At 63.0% G+C, this 16043-nt stretch carries 18 protein-coding genes and 1 riboswitch; of the genes, 9 read left to right on the top strand and 9 right to left on the bottom strand.

Going from position 1 to position 16043, the window contains the following annotated elements; genetic code table 11:
* Window positions 1-146: 146 nt before the first annotated feature.
* From NKH97_RS18010 to NKH97_RS18020, 3 genes are all read right to left on the bottom strand, one after another.
* A complete protein-coding gene (locus NKH97_RS18010; RefSeq protein ID WP_352798266.1) occupies window positions 147-383 on the bottom strand; it encodes a DUF680 domain-containing protein in 237 nt (78 codons plus the stop codon).
* Between the two features lie 69 nt (window positions 384-452).
* On the bottom strand, window positions 453-653 hold the full coding sequence (locus NKH97_RS18015) for a DUF680 domain-containing protein (RefSeq protein WP_023813653.1): 201 nt from the start codon (window positions 651-653) through the stop codon (window positions 453-455).
* A 71-nt stretch (window positions 654-724) separates the two neighbouring features.
* A complete protein-coding gene (locus NKH97_RS18020; protein ID WP_352440474.1) occupies window positions 725-922 on the bottom strand; it encodes a DUF680 domain-containing protein in 198 nt (65 codons plus the stop codon).
* 507 nt (window positions 923-1429) lie between these two features.
* Window positions 1430-1631, top strand: a riboswitch (cobalamin riboswitch).
* Window positions 1632-1746: 115 nt separating this feature from the next.
* On the opposite strand from NKH97_RS18020, the gene NKH97_RS18025 reads away from it, so the two are divergent.
* The 8 genes from NKH97_RS18025 to NKH97_RS18060 all read left to right on the top strand — a co-directional run bounded on the left by NKH97_RS18025 (window position 1747) and on the right by NKH97_RS18060 (window position 9485).
* The gene (locus tag NKH97_RS18025; protein ID WP_023813654.1) at window positions 1747-2994 is read left to right on the top strand and encodes an aromatic ring-hydroxylating oxygenase subunit alpha; all 1248 of its coding nucleotides are present in this window, start codon (window positions 1747-1749) and stop codon (window positions 2992-2994) included.
* Window positions 2995-3019: 25 nt separating this feature from the next.
* Window positions 3020-4120 (top strand): FAD-binding oxidoreductase, encoded by a 1101-nt coding sequence (locus NKH97_RS18030; protein ID WP_352672767.1) that lies wholly within the window; start codon window positions 3020-3022, stop codon window positions 4118-4120.
* Window positions 4121-4248: 128 nt separating this feature from the next.
* On the top strand, window positions 4249-4680 hold the full coding sequence (locus NKH97_RS18035) for a PqqD family protein (RefSeq protein WP_127289668.1): 432 nt from the start codon (window positions 4249-4251) through the stop codon (window positions 4678-4680).
* Between the two features lie 49 nt (window positions 4681-4729).
* Window positions 4730-5779, top strand: a complete 1050-nt coding sequence (locus NKH97_RS18040; protein ID WP_352798270.1) for a serine kinase — start codon at window positions 4730-4732, stop codon at window positions 5777-5779.
* Window positions 5780-5793: 14 nt separating this feature from the next.
* A complete protein-coding gene (locus NKH97_RS18045) occupies window positions 5794-6528 on the top strand; it encodes a glycosyltransferase family 2 protein (RefSeq protein WP_352798272.1) in 735 nt (244 codons plus the stop codon).
* A gap of 55 nt (window positions 6529-6583) precedes the next feature.
* Complete coding sequence (locus NKH97_RS18050) at window positions 6584-7336, top strand: glycosyltransferase family 2 protein (RefSeq protein ID WP_352798274.1); 753 nt, start codon at window positions 6584-6586, stop codon at window positions 7334-7336.
* On the top strand, window positions 7321-8013 hold the full coding sequence (locus NKH97_RS18055) for a glycosyltransferase family 2 protein (protein ID WP_352798276.1): 693 nt from the start codon (window positions 7321-7323) through the stop codon (window positions 8011-8013). Before NKH97_RS18050 ends, NKH97_RS18055 begins: the two co-directional genes overlap by 16 nt.
* Window positions 8010-9485 (top strand): nucleotidyltransferase family protein, encoded by a 1476-nt coding sequence (locus NKH97_RS18060; protein WP_352798278.1) that lies wholly within the window; start codon window positions 8010-8012, stop codon window positions 9483-9485. The genes NKH97_RS18055 and NKH97_RS18060 overlap by 4 nt, the downstream gene beginning before the upstream one ends.
* Window positions 9486-9525: 40 nt before the next feature.
* Here NKH97_RS18060 and NKH97_RS18065 read toward each other — a convergent pair whose 3' ends face one another.
* The 6 genes from NKH97_RS18065 to NKH97_RS18090 form a co-directional block, all read right to left on the bottom strand.
* Window positions 9526-10272 (bottom strand): FAD-binding oxidoreductase, encoded by a 747-nt coding sequence (locus NKH97_RS18065; RefSeq protein ID WP_352798280.1) that lies wholly within the window; start codon window positions 10270-10272, stop codon window positions 9526-9528.
* The gene (locus NKH97_RS18070) at window positions 10269-10880 is read right to left on the bottom strand and encodes a molybdopterin-dependent oxidoreductase (protein ID WP_352798282.1); all 612 of its coding nucleotides are present in this window, start codon (window positions 10878-10880) and stop codon (window positions 10269-10271) included. Before NKH97_RS18070 ends, NKH97_RS18065 begins: the two co-directional genes overlap by 4 nt.
* A 150-nt stretch (window positions 10881-11030) precedes the next feature.
* A complete protein-coding gene (locus tag NKH97_RS18075; protein ID WP_352798284.1) occupies window positions 11031-12551 on the bottom strand; it encodes a DegQ family serine endoprotease in 1521 nt (506 codons plus the stop codon).
* A gap of 247 nt (window positions 12552-12798) precedes the next feature.
* Window positions 12799-13518 (bottom strand): MBL fold metallo-hydrolase, encoded by a 720-nt coding sequence (locus NKH97_RS18080; RefSeq protein WP_352798286.1) that lies wholly within the window; start codon window positions 13516-13518, stop codon window positions 12799-12801.
* Window positions 13519-13571: 53 nt separating this feature from the next.
* The gene (locus NKH97_RS18085) at window positions 13572-14738 is read right to left on the bottom strand and encodes a diphosphate--fructose-6-phosphate 1-phosphotransferase (protein ID WP_352798288.1); all 1167 of its coding nucleotides are present in this window, start codon (window positions 14736-14738) and stop codon (window positions 13572-13574) included.
* A gap of 86 nt (window positions 14739-14824) precedes the next feature.
* Window positions 14825-15589, bottom strand: coding sequence for a L,D-transpeptidase (locus NKH97_RS18090; protein ID WP_352798290.1), 765 nt, complete (start codon window positions 15587-15589; stop codon window positions 14825-14827).
* Window positions 15590-15827: 238 nt separating this feature from the next.
* Here NKH97_RS18090 and NKH97_RS18095 point away from each other — a divergent pair, with 238 nt between their 5' ends.
* Window positions 15828-15950: a hypothetical protein gene (locus tag NKH97_RS18095; protein WP_352798292.1), complete on the top strand. Its 123-nt coding sequence runs from the start codon at window positions 15828-15830 to the stop codon at window positions 15948-15950.
* Window positions 15951-16043: the final 93 nt, after the last annotated feature.

Here is a 16043-nt window from a genome sequence, read left to right on the forward strand (position 1 = left end):
CCCCTCCTTTTTTTCCCCGCTGCCGCCGGGGCTTTCCCCTTTCTGTGGGCTCTCCCCCGGGCGCCCTGTGCCTGCCCCGCGTCTGGCACCAAAAACCCCCGGGGGGACCGCCCCCCCGCTCTTTTGTAGAAGATCAGCTTCGGCTGTTAACGGCCGAAGAGATTCCGGTCGCTGCCCTGAGGGGCGGACTTCTCCACGTCGCCCGACGAATTGAGCAGCTTCTCGACGAGGCTACCGCTGTTGCGGACCGAGCTCGTATGCGCGCTGTCAACCGAAGTAACCGCAGGCTGATTGGCGCCATTGGAGCCAAAGTTGTCGCTGCCGGCGAACGCGCTGCCGGTGATGGCCAGAACGGCGGCGGCAGCAATAAGGATCTTGTTCATTTTAATCTCCTGAATTCTGGATTTCGCCAGGACGGCAGACACAGCTGCCGTCGCTTGCGAAATTGGCTGTTAGCGACCGAAGAGGTTACGGTCGCTGCCCTGAGCGGGCGTCTGGGCAGCCGGTTCCGAGGTCTTGGTGGAAGCCGTGTACGACTGGTCCACTGCGGCGGCAGGCTGGTTAGAGCCGTTCGAACCGTAGTTGTCGCTGCCGGCGAAAGCGCTGCCGGAGATGGCCAGAACGGCGGCGGCAGCAATGAGGATCTTGTTCATCTTAAATACTCCTGAATGTCTGAATTTCGCCAGGGCGGCGGGCGAGCCCGCCGTCGACTGGGAATCGGCTGTTAGTTGTTGCCGAAGACGTTGCGGTCAGCACCCTGGGCAGGCGCCTGAGCAGCCGGTTCCGACTTCTTGGTCGAAGCGGTGTACGAGCTGTCGACAGCAGTGGCTGCCGCGGCGTTCGAACCGTAGTGGTCGCTACCAGCGAAGGCGCTGCCGGAAATGGCCAGAAGGGCTGCGGCAGTGAGAATGATCTTTTTCATTTTTGTACTCCAGTATCGTCTTTTTCCGTCCGTCTAGCGGCGTGTCTTGGAAATGAAATCGCGTCGTTCGGACAGCCCCGATGTGGGAGGGCAACCCCGCCTTTTCCAATCACGAAGTTGTTCCGTGTGGACCATGAATCCACACCTTGAAATTGTGCCAAGGGAATCTACGGGTATATTTTTCTTCTTTAAATCAGCATGTTAAGTGTAACCGCTGGATGGATCACTGACTGTTTCAGAGGCCCAGCGTTCACACCGTCCTGCACGCACCGTCAACAGAAACGAACCGTTCGGTTCGATTTTAGATCGAGCTAATAGTCACTTTTCGAAACCGTTAACCTTTTTTGACCCCGCCAAGGGGTCCGATTCGGGGATATCGCAGCCGGCAAAATGGTCATCCGGGAGGTGGATTTCAGCCCGCGACGGTCTGCGGGAACGTTCGCAGGCCGTGTCGCGCCGCATGGATACGATGTCGTTTTCATGCCGACGGCGCGCCCCCGATCGTGGTTAGATCATACCATCTCAGGTGCCGCTTCGTGACGACGAGGCGGAGAATTGGGAAGCCGGTCAGAATCCGGCGCTGCCCCCGCAACGGTGGTGGAGTTCAAGTCGCAACGGGAGACCACTGGGCAACTGCCTGGGAAGGTGTCGCGATGGTCCGCAAGGACAACTCCAGAGCCCGGAAACCAGCCCGAGATTGTTAGACTCGACTGATCGCGGTGGGCGGTCAAGAGGTGGATAGCGCATGTCTGGCACCTAGCCGGCCTGCGTTTCAATCCTTCCTCCATCACCACCAGTTCAGTCCTTAGAAACGAGGACAGGACATGGATACCCGCAACGACATGCTAAGGCTCCTGAAGGGGCGCCGGCAAGGCTTTTCGCTGGAGCAGCCCTTCTACACCGATCCGGACTACTTCAAGCTCGACATGGAGCTGATCTGGTATCGCGACTGGCTGTTCATCGGCCATGATTGCGAACTGCCGAAGCCGGGCAGCTACATCACCGTGCAGATCGGCGACTATCCGGTGGTCCTTGTCCGCGACCAGCACGGCAAGATCAACGCCTTCCACAATTCCTGCCGCCATCGCGGCAGCCGTGTATGCAACACGGAGAAGGGCACGGCGGCAAAGCTCGTCTGCCCCTATCACCAGTGGACCTATGAGCTGGACGGCCGCCTGCTGTTTGCCCGCCAGATGGCCGACGGTTTCGACAAGAGTGATTTCAGCCTGAAGCCGGTCGCCTGCGAGAGCGTCGGCGGCTACATCTTCATCTGTCTGGCCAAGGAGCCGGCGGATTTCGCGCCGATGCGGGCGATGATCGAACCCTATCTTTTGCCGCACCGGTTGCGTGAAGCAAAGATCGCCTTCGAGAGCACGATCGTCGAGAAGGGCAACTGGAAGCTGGTCTGGGAAAACAACCGCGAGTGCTATCACTGCGCCGCCAATCATCCTGAGCTGTGCAAGACCTTCCCCGAGGCTCCGACCGTGACCGGCGTCAACGGCGCCGACAGCGACCCTGAAATGGTCGCGCACTGGGCCAAATGCGAGGCATCAGGCCTGCCGAGCAAATTCCGCATCGATCCGGCAGGGCAGTACCGCGCCACCCGCGCGCCGCTGCTGCGCGATGCCGTCAGCTACACCATGACGGGAAAACGGGCGGTCCAGAAGAACCTGTCCGACAGCGTTTCAACCGACCGCATCGGCTCCTTGCTGCTTTATCATTATCCGACAACCTGGAACCATATCCTCGGCGACCATGCCGTCACCTTCCGCGTGCTGCCGATCAGTGCCACGGAAACCGCGGTGACGACAAAATGGCTCGTCCACAAGGATGCGGTCGAAGGCGTCGACTACGATCTCGCTGAGCTCACCCATGTCTGGACCGAGACCAACGACCAGGACCGTCGCATCGTCGAGGAAAACGCCTTCGGCATCTTGTCGCCGGCCTACGAACCAGGCCCCTATTCGGAGCTGCATGAGGGCGGCGTGATCCAGTTCGTCGAGTGGTACGCGTCGTTCATCGGACCGCGCCTTGCAGAAGGCGACCGGCCGGCCCTGCGCAGCGTCGCCTAGCCCAGGGGACAAGAGGATGAATGCGATGACGGACCTTGGCCTCTATCGCCATCTCGACCAGATGACGCCCTGGAACGACAGGCTGCAGGTGCTGGAAGTGATCGGCGTCAGTGACGAAGCGCCTGACGTGAAGACCTTCACCTTCCGCTCCGACAACCAGACCTGGTTCCGCTACAAACCGGGCCAGTTCGTGACGCTGGAATTACCGACATCGGACGGGCCGCTGATGCGCACCTACACGCTGTCGTCCTCGCCGTCGCGGCCGTTCTCAATCGCGGTGACGGTCAAGGCGCAGGCGGGCAGCACCGGTACGCGCTGGATGTTCGACCATCTGACGCCGGGCTCGCACGTCAAGGCCTATGGGCCGACCGGCGACTTCTCGCTACACAGCCACCCGGCGGCCAAATATCTGTTCATTTCGGCCGGCTCCGGCGTGACGCCGATGATGTCGATGCTGCGCTGGCTGAACGACTGTGCGCCATGGACAGATGTCGGCTTCGTCAACTGTGCGCGCCGCCCGGAAGAGATCATTTTCCGCAAGGAACTCGAGCTGCTCGGCAGCCGCATGCCCGGCCTGTCGCTCGGCTTCATGATCGAGGAGCGGTCGAGCCGCGAGGGCTGGTTCGGCCATATGGGCCGCATCGACGCGATCCGGCTGCCATTGCTGGCGCCCGATTTCCGTGAGCGCGAGATCTTCTGCTGCGGCCCCGATCCCTTCATGCGCGCCGTGCGCGGCATGCTGAACGCCGCCGGCTTCGACATGGCGAAATACCATCAGGAAAGCTTTGCGGCGCCTGCCGTGGAGGAGATCCAGGCGCCGTTCTCGCCACTGCCGGAAGACGGCGCCGCCGTTGCCGTCGAGGCCGTGACGCCGATCCGGTTTTCGCTTTCCGATGTCGATGCCGAATGCGTCGCCGGCCAGACCGTGCTGCAGACGGCACGCGCCTCTGGGGTGCGGATTCCCGCCGCCTGCGAGTTCGGCCTGTGCGGCACCTGCAAGGTGAGGAAGGTCGCGGGCGACGTCGAGATGAGTCACAATGGCGGCATCCTCGATCACGAAATCGAGGACGGCTTTATCCTCGCCTGTTGCTCGAAGCCGCTTTCTGCGCTTGAAATCGAAGCGTGACCGGCTGCGCTCGCCCGAGTCTGCGCCATCTTGCCAAAAACCCTGCAAATGGTTAGACGCCTGCAACGGTGGGGTTGACCGTAAGGCCCGAAGATCATCTCCGCGGCCTGCTCGGCGGGGGAGCAAACATGCGACAATCCGGCATCTATGCCATTGCCAGCAAGGATATCGTCTTTGAATCCTTCGACGGCGAAGCCGTCGTTCTTGACCTGACCACGGGCAAATATTTCGGCTTCTCTGATTCAGGCAGCAGACTTTGGGATGCACTGTCGTCCGGCGTGCCTGCCTCCGAACTGGTCGGCGCCGCGACCGGAATTGGCGCCCTCGATGCCGCCGCGATTGACGGCTTTGTTTCACAATTGCTCGAATTCGGTTTGCTGGCGGCCGTAACCGATGGCATGGCAAGACCGGTTCCAAGCGAATTGCTGGCTCAGCTCGCCGCTGCCAGAGAGCCCCTCAAGGTCGACATCCATGACGATCTCGCCGATCTCATTGTCGTCGATCCCATCCACGAGGTCGAGGAGCCCCTCGGCTGGCCCGCGGTGAAGCAAGCCAACTGAAGCGCCCATCAGGTTCTCGTTGCCGGACAGCTCCGGAACAGGCAAACCCATGCCGAACATCACTCTCGAAAACCTGGCTGACTACGCACGTCATGTCCTGGCGCAAGCAGAGAGCAGCGCCGCGCATTATCCACTGACCCGCAAGGCGAGCTTGCCGCATCTGGATCTGACCGCGCATGTCAGCGCCGGCGCGTTGGCGGATGCCTTCGCTCATGGCTTTGTCACGGCTCCGGGCAGCCGAACGCCTGCCGACATCTGCCGCGTCTTCGTCGCACATCCCGGTATTGACGGCATCGCGGTACCGGCCAGTTGGGGCCAGGGACCCTTCACGCAGCATGGCTTCGCCACCCAACTGGCGGAAGCAGGATTGCGCGGCAACCATTTCCACGACCTGGATTTCTGGCAGTTCTATGATCCGCAACGTCGCGTTGGCGTGCAATTGATGGCTTCGGCCGACGCCTTTCCGCCGTGGGAGCCGGGAGCGCCGCTGCGGGCTTTCCTGCATTGGGAATATGGGGCGCGCGGCATGCGCCTTGCCCATGCCGGCACGCTCGGCGCCAATGGCAAGGGCGTGCTGCTGGCCGGTGCGGGCGGGGCCGGGAAATCTGGAACCGTCGCCGCCGGCCTCCTCAACGGACTGGACAGCGTCGGCGACGACTATGTGCTGGTCGACCTCTCCAACGGCGTGACTGCCCGCCCGTTGTTTTCAACACTCAAGCAGGATCCCCAGGGATTCGCTCGGCTTGGGCTGAAGCACCGGCTGCCGGCGCATGGCCCGCTTAACTGGCAAGGCAAATATGCGTTTCACATTGATGACATCGCTCCCCGGCCGGTGCCTGAAACTCTCGACATCGTCGCGCTGTTGGCGCCACATATCGGCGGTGGTGGGGCAAGTTCGATCGTGCCGGTGTCGCGCAGGGATGCCATGATCGCCTTGGCGCCGTCGGGCATAGCGCAGATGCCGGGCGAGCGGGAGAGCGGCTTTCGCTTCTTCAGCGACCTGACCCGCCTGCTGCCGTGCTATCGTCTGTCGCTGGGGACGCAGCCTCAGGAGATAGCCGGCACGATTGCGGACTTTCTCGCGCGGGGCGATTCGTGAAACTGAGCGTGATAATGCCCGTCTACAACCGTGAGCGCTATGTCGTTTCGGCATTGCGCTCGCTGGTGCGGCAGCGGGACGCCGCCGATCTCGATATCATCGTCATCGACGACGGCTCGACCGACGGCTCTACTGAGGCCGTGCGCTCGATGATGCGCGAAAACCTCTGCATCCGACTGTTCCAGCAATCCAACATGGGCGTAGCCAGGGCGCGCAACGCCGGGCTGCGGCAACTGCCGCCGGATGCGGAGTTCGTGTCATTCCTGGATTCGGACGACATCTCGCTGGCCGGACGGTTCAAGGCCGATCTCGCCCGCTTCGAGGCTACCCCCGGGCTTGAGCTGACCTATTCGCTGATGACGCTGGTCGACCGGATCGACGATGAGCGGCTGAAACCGGCAGTCGACAGCCGCACGATGACGCTTCGGGGAATTTCGCTGAGCGCCGCCGTGTTCAGCAGAGGGCTTGTCGACCGGACGGGCGAGTTCGATGAGGATTTCGAGCAGGCTGAGGATACCGACTATCTGCTGCGCGTTTTCGAGGCGGGACCGAACTACGAATTGTTGGACGCCGTCGCGATCTACTACCGACGCCACGCCGGAAATGTCACCAAGGAGCATAGCGAAAGGGTCCGCAACCACTTGCGCGCGATCCACAAGTCGATGCGGCGGCGCAAGGCCGATCCGTCACGGCGTGAGGTCCAGGGCATCTTCGAATTGAAGAGTCCCACCGATTGGCGGATGCTATGATGCTCGACACAATCGGGTCGGATCAGCCAAGCCCGGAACGCTGCTGGAGACGCCGATGAGGCTGAGCGTCATCATGCCGGTTTACAATCGCGAACAATTCGTTGGCCTGGCGCTACGCTCGCTGCTCAGGCAGCGCGAAGACATCGATCTTGACATCATCGTCATCGACGATGGGTCGACCGATGGCTCGGCAGCCGTCGTACGGTCGTTGATCGACGAGGCCCCGTGCATTCGTCTTTTCCAGCAGAGCAATGGCGGCGTCACAAAGGCGCGCAATGCAGGGCTGAAGCAGTTGCTGCCGCAGACTGGCCTGGTGTCGTTTCTCGATTCGGACGACATCTCCCCGACGGGGCGCTTCAAGGCGGATCTCGCCTGCTTCGAAGAGGATCCTGGCCTCGACCTGACCTATTCGCGCATGACGCTGATAGACAAGATAGATGGCGAGACGCTGGAACCGGCCGCCGACAGCCACTCCATCACCGTGCGAGGGATCCACCTGTCCGCCGGAATCTTTGCGCGAGACCTCATCGAGCGCACCGGTGGTTTCGACGAGGATTTCAAACAGGCCGAGGACACCGACTATCTGTTGCGTATCTTTGAGAGCCAGGCAAAATACGTTATGCCCGATACGGTGGCTCTCTATTACAGGCGTCATCCCGGCAACATGACCAAGGAAGCCGATGTGCCCTTTCGCGAGTTCATGCGCGCCATTCACAAGTCGATGAAGCGTCGCAAGGCCGATCCCAGCTTGCGCCGGGTGGAGGGGATTTTCGACTTCAAGGATCTCGCGCAGTGGCGGTTCCTTTGATGGCAGGCTACGGCGTCGTCATTCCGGCTTTCAACGCGGCCGCCACCATCGGCGCGGCCCTGAACTCCGTTCTGGCCCAGACGGCAAGGGCGGAGACCATCGTCGTGGTCGATGACGGTTCGACCGACGATACGGCTGCGGTGATCGATGCGATGAACCTGCCGGTGACGGTGCTGCGACAGGACAATGCCGGACCTGGCAGCGCAACGACCCGTGGCATTGCGGCACTCTCGACGCCGCTCATCGCGACGCTCGATGCCGACGATTTGTGGCTGGCGGACAAGGTCGAAAAGCAGCTGGCCTATCTCGACCGTCATCCCGGGACAGCGGGCGTCTTTACGCATTGGCGGACGTTTCGCGGCGACAGCCCCGATTTGCCCGATGCGACCAGTGGAGCTGGCTGGTCGCGCACGACGATGATGATCCGCCAGGAGGTGGTGCCGCGCATCGGTCCCATCATCGACCCACCAGGCGGTCGCGGCGAGATGATCGACTGGATCGCCCGGGTTCGTGAGGCAGGCCTTGCCCTTGCCATGCTCGACGACGTGCTTGCATTGCGCCGCATCCGTCCGGGCAGCCTTTCCTACGGCCGCGATCCGGCACGCGACCGGGGCTATCTCCAGGTCGCAAGGCTCGCCATGCAGCGGCGAGCCCAGAACAAGGCAGGCTCCAATTGAACGCCAGGCCCGTTCGCCGCATCGGCCGCCGCTTCCCGGACTATGGCTGGTCGTGGCCCACCGGCCAGCTGGACCTGTTGCTAAAGGCGGCGCTGCTCTCCGATGAGGACGCAGCCGCTGCCTGTGCCGCGCGCTGGCTGGACGAGAACGACATCGACCTCGTCTCGTTTCGAGAACATCGTCTGCTCGCCGCCATCTCCGACAGGTTCGGCAGGAAGCTGGCCGGGCATACCGCCCATCCGCGCCTCGTCGGCCTGCAGAAGATGCTGTGGACGAAGTCGCGCATGGCGATGCGCGAGGCCGAGCCGGCGCTGAAGGCGATGGCCGACGGCGGCGCCGACATCATGCTGATCAAGGGCGCCAGCCGCATTGCCTTGAACGCGTCGGCGCAGCGTGGCCGGGTGGCGCACGACATCGATATACTGGTGCGCCCGCGCGACTTGGCTGCCGTCTTCGACATCTTGCGCGACCGCGACTGGCAGATCGCCTCGGGCGTCAGCGCGCAATATCTGCGAACCCGGTTGGCGTCGCTGCGGTCGATGAACTTCTTCAAGGGCCGTTTCGGCGACATCGACTTGCACCAGTTCGGCTATGACGGATCGCAGACGAGCGCGGAAGACGACCTGGCGATCTGGCAACGGGCGGTCCCAGCCGAATTCAGCGGCGTCGCGGTCTTCGTGCCGTCGCCGGCCGATCGCATGGCCCTGGCCATCGCCCATGGCGGCCTCGACGCCCACACCCACAGCGACTGGCTTGTCGACTGCGCGGTCGCCATCCATGGCGAAGAGGTCGATTGGGACATGTTCCTCGACATCGTCGGCAGACGCGGCCTGGCGGTTCCAGCGGCGGTGGCGCTATCCTATCTGGCGTTTGAGATCGGCATTCCGGTGCCGGAATCGACAATGGTCAGAATCTTAGAGATGGCCGACGGAGCTGGCTTGTCGCGTTGGTCGTCGGTTCTGCAAGCCAAGCCGCGCACGGATTTCGGTGGCCTGGTCTGGCTGTCGCGCGGGCTTGCCAAGCAGTTGCGCCTGAAGCGGAAGAAGGGCCGGTTGCAACAGGAGCCACCCGCCAAACCTTGGCGCGGCAGACCGGCCGCGCGCAAGCCGCAAGCAGCATCGGCGCCTCTGATGTTTTCGCAGGCCATCGCCTGTCCGCAAACGACCGGCGACATGATGCTCGATATCACCGTCAGGATCGGCGTTCCGCCGGTCCGGCGCCGCATCGAAATGGAGATCAATGCCGGCGACGACCATGTCGCCCGCCTGCGCGCCATGGCCATCAGCCGATCCGGCAGGGAACGCGTGCTGCATTTTCGCGGCAAGGTGACGCTCGACGGCGCGCGAGCTGCCTGGACGCTCGAAGCGCGACCGTCGCGGCAGTTTCGTGAATGGAACGACGAAGCCACAGTGGCTGCTTATGGCGCCTTGCCCTTCGAGCTGCTGTCGGCGGATTTCTCGCCGGTTGGCTAAAGGCGAATCCGACGAACCTTTCTCGAAAGGCGGCGTCGGTTCACACTCCGTAGCGTTCGGTGCGAATGATTCCGGCTGCAACGCCGGCATCGATCAGCGCCTGGGCGGCCGCGGAAACGAAGGCATTGGAGCCGCAGACGAAGGCGATGCCAGGCGGCTCCGGCAGCCGCGCCATTGCTTGAACCATCATCGCGACGTCCACCCGCCGCGCATAGTCGGCTGGACGGCGTGCGGCTTCGCGGGTCAGTGTCAGCACCAGGTCGAAGCCGTCCTGGCGCTCGTCGCGAACGATCAGCTCGTCACGAAAGATCACTTCGTCCCAGATCCGCGCGGAAAAGACCAGGACGACGGGCACGCTCGAATTCTGCGCGGCGCGATGGCGGACCATCGACATCAGCGGCACGACGCCCGAACCGCCGCCGACCAGCACAAATGGGCCATTCTCATCTTCTGGCCAGACGAAATGTCCGCCGAGCGGCCCGCGCAGTTCGATTTCGTCGCCAATTGCCGCGACCTCGTGGAAGAATGGCGAAACCTCGCCATCGTCGAGTTTTTCGATCGCCAGTTCGATCACGCCGTCACTCTCGGGTGCGGAGGCGATGGAATAGGAGCGGCGCGCCTGATAGCCGTCCGGCGCCGTCAGCCTGACGTCGACATGCTGCCCGGCGCGATAGGCAAAGGACCGGGACGGTTGGAAAAGGAAGCTGGTGACACGCGGCGTGCGTTTTTCTATGCGGACGATCCTGGCTGTCTGCCAAGGCGATTGCACTGCTGCCGCATCGCTCATGGATCGTCCGTGTAGCGCTGTTCACGCCATGGGTCGCCATAGATGTGGTAGCCGCGCAATTCCCAGAAACCGGGCTCGTCGCGCGTGGTGAATTGCAGGCCGTTCAGCCATTTGGCCGACTTCCAGAAATAGAGATGCGGCACCAGCAGCCTCGCCGGGCCGCCATGGTCTGACGTGATCGGCTTGCCTTCGTAAAGCAGCGCCACCATGGCCTTGCCGGCAGTGAGATCCTTGACCGGCACATTGGTGGTGTAACCGTCGAACGCGTGCGCCAGCGTGAAGCCGGTCGGCGGCTCGACCCCCGCATCGGCAAGGATATCGTCGACCAGCACGCCCTGCCACGGCGTGTCGAACTTGGTCCATGCTGTCACGCAATGGATATCGCGTGTCATCTTGGTCAACGGCAGTGCGTTGAACTCGGCCCAGTTCCATTTCTTGATCGGGCGTGGCCCATGTTTCAGCGTGAAAGACCAATCCTCGGTACGCACGCGCGGCGTCGGACCGGCCGACAGCACCGGGAAACCCTGTTCGAGATATTGGCCGGGCGGGATGCGGGCATCGCCATCGGTTGGCGGGCGCCGTCCTGAAGAGAAACCTCGGGTGACCATAGCGGCAATCCCCATGCAATCAGGCCACTATCGGCCTGACGCAATGTTCTCGAAGATGTCGTGACGGGCAACCTAAATCTTGACGGGCGAAGACCGGCGGGATCGTCACCGATGGACCTGCCGCTCCCGCGTTCACGTCAACGCCATTTCTCAGCCATTGGCAAAAGGCACCGCGATGTAGATTTGAGCGTCGCCACGCTCGACCAGCAACAGCACCGATTTCCTGCCGGACCTGCCGGCCAAGGCGATCGCCTGGGTTACCTGCCTGGCGTTCTTCACCGGCACCTGATTGACGGCAACGATGATGTCGCCGGCCTGTATTCCGGAAGCGGCGGCAGCTTTGTCGGGATTGACGCTGGCAACCACCGCGCCGTGCTGCTTGTCGGCAAGGTTCATCTGTTGGCGAATGTCGGGCGTTATATCCATCAAGCCGAGCCCTATCGCCGGAGCGCGCCCGGCGCTCGGCGCGCCGGACCCGTCGTCCAGCGACGCGGTCTTCACATCGTCGCTGTTGTGGCCGACATCGACGGAAATCCGCATCGGCTTGCCCTTGCGCCAGACATCGACCGTTTCTCTGGCGCCCGGCGCGACATCGGCGACCGCCCGCGACAAGTCCTTGGGATCCTTCACGTCCTGCCCGGCAAAGCTGGTGATGACGTCACCCGTCTCGATGCCGCCCCTTGCCGCCGGCGAACCGTCGTTGACCTCTGAAACCAGCGCGCCGCCGGTATGGTCGAGCCCGATGGCGCTCGCGACATCCGGTGTCACCTCCTGGATCTGAACGCCGAGATAGCCGTACTGGATGGAGCCGCCCTTCATCAACTTGGCGACCACCTTCTGGGCCTGATCCGACGGAATGGCAAAGCCGACGCCGACGCTGCCGCCATTGGGCGAATAGATCGCCGTGTTGATGCCGACGACATTGCCGGCGACATCCACCAGCGGGCCGCCGGAATTGCCGTGGTTGATCGGCGCGTCGATCTGGATGAAATCGTCGAACGGACCACTATGCAGGTCACGGCCGCGCGCCGAGACGATACCTGCGGTGACGGTGGTGCCGATGCCGAACGGGTTGCCGAAGGCCAGCACCTGGTCGCCTGGCATGAGCTTGTCGGAATCACCCCACTTGACGGTCGGCAGGGGTTTGTCCGACTTGACCTTGAGTACGGCGAGATCGTTCTTGGCATCGCGGCCGACAAGCTTGGCCGGAAGTTCGGTGCCGTCATCGAGCGTAACCTTGATCGAAGAGGCGCCATCGATGACGTGATTGTTGGTGACGATGGTACCATCCGCGCCGACGATGAAGCCGGAACCCAGCGCCTCGGCGCGCTGCGGTTGCTGTTGTGGCGGCGTCTTGGGCGTCGGCATGCCCTGGTCACCGAAGAACTGGCGGAAATAGTCATCGAAAGGCGAGCCGCCGTCGAAAGGAGAGGCATCGCTCATCGTTTCAGGCTGTGCCTTCATAACGGTGGTGACCGTCACCACCGCCGGCTTGTCGGCGGCAACGATGGGTGCGAACGAGCCATTGGGCGCGGTGATGCCGGCGACAGGTGTCTGGGTCGTCGGAACGGTGTTGCCCTCGCCTTGGGCGAAAGACATGACGAAGGGGGATATGATCAGCGCAGCGCCCAGCAAGGCCGCGACGCGATGCCTGCGAAGGATATCTGACATGGTCGTTTGTCCGGGCGAGAGTTGATCCAGCGCCGTGGCCTCTCCCGTGCGGGAAATCGGTCATCGGCGTGTCGAGGTCGCAATTGCCCGTCTCGCCTACATGGCAGCCAACCGGATCGACGGCCTTGCATCTAGGGCGCGGATTGGCCCGATTTAGGGTTTTCGGGCGACCTTACGAAGATTTAATATTCGCACGGCGGCAGGGTCGCAAAGTCGTCGGGCCGCGCCTTGCTGCCTCGCTGGAGCCTCAGCCACCGGCGGTTCGTCCGAGATAGGCCGTGGCAATCTCGCGCATGCGCTTGCCGTCGAAGCTCGGTCCGTGTCCGCCATGACCGATGCGGATCGGCAGGTCGAGCAGACGCCGCATCGTGCTGATATAGGCGGCTCGGTCGGAATCCGGCAGGTCGTCGATCAGCATGGCGTCGTAGATGGCATCGCCGCTGAAGAACAGTCCGTCGGCCTCGTCGAACAGCGCGATCGAATCCGGTGAATGGCCCGGCAGATGCAGCACCCGGAACTGCCGGTCGCCGAGATCGATGACATCGCCCTCGTCCAGGGTTCGCGTCAACGGCGCAGGCGGGATCCTGTAGTCAGCCGACTTCCATCCGGGCGCCGGCAGTTTCGAGACGGCACCCTCGAGGTCATGAAACATGTAGGCGTAGGTCGCGGCCTCATCCATGGTCTCGAACTGCGCCGCGCTCATCCTTGGTCCTGCGCGCAACGGGAATTCATGTAGCGAGCCTACATGGTCGAGATGGATGTGGGTGGCAACGACCAACAGCGGCTTGCCCTCCGTCGTCTCGACCTGCGGCGCCAGCGGACAGATGCCCATACCGGTGTCGACCAGCAGGTCGGCATCGCGACCGCGCAGATGCCAGATATTGGCCCGAACATAGGCATGGACGAAGGGCTCGGTCAGCATCGTCGTCTTGTCGTCGACGACGCTCCTGCTGAACCAGCCTGGCATCAAGTGTGAGTCCGGCATGAGAAGCGAGCCCGGCATCAGGTGTAAGCCAGGCATCAGACGAAGGGCTTCCCGACCTTGTATTTTTCCGGCACCAGCCGCTTGAGATAGGCCATGCCGGCATCCGACAGCTGATTGACATCGGGCTTCATGAAATCGTCCGGCATGTGACGGGTCTTGCCGGCGACGTTCTTCAGCGGCACCTTCTTCAGAACCGTTTTGGTGCCGTCATATTGCAGCGCCACCGAGCCGCCGCCCTGTTCGGCGACAGAGACGGCGAAGGCGCCGGCATCGAAGGCCTCCTGCGCATCGACCGCGCTGATGGCGCCGATATAGCCGCGCGGCATGTAGCCGAGGGCGTCGACGCGAGCACGCTTGCCAGGCAGGCCCTCGGCCAGCGCGCGCTCGAGTGCGGCCGGCAGGTCGCTGCCCGACAGCTTGACGTTGCCATGCGCGTCGCGCTCAAGCTTGTCCGGCGGGACCAGGCTTTCGACCAGCGCCTTGCCGTCGGCGGTGCTGACGCCTTCCGAAACGGCGACGATGCAGCGCTTGTGGCGATCGAGCGTGGCACGGACGTCGTCGATGAAGCCGGCGGCTGAGAATGGGCGCTCGGGCACGTAGACGAGGTGCGGGCCGCTGTCGGCGTCGAGCTGCCAGGCGGCGGCAGCCGCGGTCAGGAAACCCGCATGCCGGCCCATGACGATGCCGACATAGATGCCGGGCAGCGCACGGAAATCGAGATCGACGGAGAGGAAGGCGCCAGCGACGAACTCGGCCGCCGAAATGAAGCCCGGCGTGTGGTCGTTTTCCTCGAGATCATTGTCGATGGTCTTTGGCGCATGGACGAAGGCGATCTTGCCGCCGGCGGCATCGGTCAGGATCTGCTGCGTACCCGACGTGTCGTTGCCGCCGATATAGATGAAGGCGTCGGCGCCGGCCTTCTTCAGGCCGTTGAGGATGACATCGCAATAGGCGGCGTCGGGCTTGTCGCGGGTCGAGCCGAGGGCGGCGCTCGGCGTGCCGGCAATCAGCCGCAGCCGGTCCTCGGGGATGGCGGAAAGGTCGACATAATTGCCGTCACGGATGCCGCGCACACCATGGATGGAGCCCAGCACCTTGGCACCGGGATGCCGCTTGCGGATCTCCAGCGTCGCTCCGACAACCGTCTGGTTGATGACGGCGGTTGGGCCGCCGCCCTGCGCGATGACAAAAGTTCCGGCCATTCCTGACGTCTCCCGAGCAATGCATTCGCAGGCACATTCGCCTGTCTTTCGCTATCGCGCAACGGAAGAGTGGGGCGGGTGACGTGTCAGACGACGACGACCGGATTTTTCTTGGAGACGCGGCTGTAGAGGTCGATGATGTCCTGGTTGATCAGGCGCACGCAGCCCGACGACATCGCCTGGCCGATGCTCGCCCATTCGGGCGAACCGTGGATGCGATAGCCGGTGTCCTTGCCGTCCTGGTAGATGTAGAGCGCGCGCGCGCCGAGCGGGTTGGTGAGGCCGCCGGGCTGGCCGGCCTGCCATTTCACCAGTTCCGGCTTGCGGGCGATCATTTCGGGCGGCGGCGTCCAGGTCGGCCATTCCCTGCCGTACTGGATGTTGGCGCGGCCGGACCAGCGGAAGCCGTCCTTGCCGATGCCAACGCCGTAGCGGATGGCATCGCCACCCGGCTGGACGAGATAGAGCATGCGCTCCTGCAGATGAACGACGATGGTGCCGGGCGCCTCACCCGTGGTGTCGACGACGATCTGCCGGCGGAATTCCGGCTTGACCTTCAAGTACGGAACTTCCGGCACGTTGAAGCCGCCGTCGGTCAGCGCGGCATACATGACGCCGGGGCTGGTGATGTTCTTGTCGACACTGATGCTCGGCCGGATAGGCACTGAACCGGTGGTGACGTCGTCGAGCTCGAGCGCCGGCAGGCCACCGCCCGAAGTCGAGCAACCGGCGGCGCCGAGCAGCGCCAGCGCCCCTGCCCCGGACAGGATAGCGCGGCGGGAAAGATGATGATCGGCTCCGATTGCGTCGCCATTTCGCGGCGGCGTCAGACCTTGCGGCAACTCACGCATATACCCAGACCCTACGCTGTCGGCGGGAAGCACGGTCCGGCCGGATAGCGGGCATTTTCATCATTCATGGTTGATAAAGCGTGAAGACCTTGCACAGCCTGCATTTGCGCCTGGCCTTGACGATGTCCGACCTTCTTGCCTGGGCTTGAACGAAGGCTGCTGCACAAAAAGACCTCGGTCGGGTCATATTCCCGGCGCCGGCGTTTTTTACTCCTCGAACCATCAGCGAGGGGCCCCAATGTGCAATACCTTAAAAACCGACATCAAGCTTTTTGCCGCTGCCATTGTCGCGGCGGCAACCGCTCTCGGTGCCAATGTCAGCCTGGCCGATATTGTGAGCACGCTGAACGGCGCGAACTGACACCGATCTGCCGCTGGCGCAGTCAGGGAAATCGCCTCTTTACATTCTCCCGGGTCTAAGGATTTATCCTCTTCTTTAAGCTCAAAGGAGACG

The organism is Mesorhizobium sp. M0870 (assembly GCF_040319775.1).
Taxonomy (GTDB): domain Bacteria; phylum Pseudomonadota; class Alphaproteobacteria; order Rhizobiales; family Rhizobiaceae; genus Mesorhizobium.